The sequence below is a fragment of the Inquilinus limosus MP06 genome, assembly GCF_000767795.1.
GTDB classification, from domain to species: Bacteria; Pseudomonadota; Alphaproteobacteria; order DSM-16000; family Inquilinaceae; genus Inquilinus; species Inquilinus limosus_E.
On sequence record NZ_JANX01000953.1, the window covers coordinates 1 to 1403 of the forward strand.

A 1403-nucleotide genomic window follows, 5' to 3' on the forward strand; every position below is an offset into this window, starting at 1 on the left:
CCCTTGCGGGAGGGGGTTGAGGGAGGGGTTTGGTGCCGCAAGAACCAATGCCGAGAGATTGGTACAGCCCGTCGACGGCTCTGAATCAGGATGTGCCAACTCTCTTCGATCGACACCCCCTCCCCCTACCCCCTCCCGCGAGGGGAGGGGGAGAGTAGAAGGCAGGGTTTGACACAGGTTACCGATCACGGCGCTCGGCCGACGATCCCTCTGCAGCGGCGGGGCGCTCATGGGTTCGCCGCGGGTTGCTGGGTCTGGTTATCTCGGCGGCGGTGCTGCCCCTGGCCGCCGCCCTCGCCGGTGCCCTGGCGATGGCGCTGGCCGCCCGCCTGCCCGTCCGCCGGAGCAGCAGGGGTCGCGGCGCCCGGCCCCGCCCCGCCATCCTGGCCGGCGACCGTGACATGGGCGCCGTCGCGCAGCCGGTCGGTGCCGTCGACCACCACCCGGTCGCCGGGCTGCAGCCCGTCCTCGACCGCGACCATGCCGCCATCCGAAGGGCCGGTCTTGATCGGCCGCACCGCCACCGTGTCGCCGGCGCCGACCAGGTAGACGAAAGCGCCCGGCGCGCCGTGCTGGACCGCGGCGACCGGGACGGTGACCACGTCCTGCCGCGTGTCGACCAGCAGCCGGGCGTTGACGAACTGGTTCGGGAACAGTGTCTCGTCGGCATTGTCGAAGCCGGCGCGCAGCTTCACCGTGCCGGTGGTGGTGTCGATCTGGTTGTCGAGGGTCGACAGCGCGCCGGTGGCGATCTGCGTCGTGCCGGACCGGTCGAAGGCGATCACCGGCAGGCTGGCGCCGGCGCGCAGCCGGGCCTGGATCTGCGGCAGGTCGTCCTCCGGCAGCGAGAACACCACGGAGATCGGATGCAGCTGGGTGACGATCACCAGCGAATCCCCGACCTGGACATAGTTGCCGGGATCGACCTGGCGCAGCCCGACCCGGCCGTCGACCGGCGAGACGATATGAGCATAGGCGAGGTTCAGCTTCTGGGCGTCGATCTGCGCCTGGTCGGACTGGATCGTGCCCTGGTCCTGCTGCACCAGGAAGGCCTGGTCGTCGACCTGCTGCGCCGAGACCGCCCTCTGCTTCAGCATCTGCTGGTAACGCGCCAGGTCGGCCTGGGCCTGCGCCAGCGCCGCCTGGTCCTTGGCCAGCTGGCCCTGGTCCTGCTCCAGCGCCACCTGGTAGGGGCGCGGGTCGATCTGGGCCAGGAAGTCGCCCTTCTTGACGAGCTGGCCTTCCTGGAAGCCGACCTCGGTCAGCTGGCCGGCGATCTGCGGCTTGACGGTGACGGTGGCCAGCGGCGTGACGGTGCCGAGCGCGTCGAGGGTGATGCGGATGTCGCCGCGGCCGACCGTAACCACGCCGACCGGCTGCGGCGGGCCGGCGAAGCGGCCGCC

The 1403-nt window shown here is 71.2% G+C and carries 1 protein-coding gene; it reads right to left on the minus strand.

The window, feature by feature from the left end; genetic code table 11:
- Nucleotides 1–227 precede the first annotated feature (227 nt).
- Nucleotides 228–1403 (minus strand): MdtA/MuxA family multidrug efflux RND transporter periplasmic adaptor subunit (locus tag P409_RS34330; protein ID WP_034849342.1); only part of this gene is annotated, 1176 nt, incomplete at its 5' end.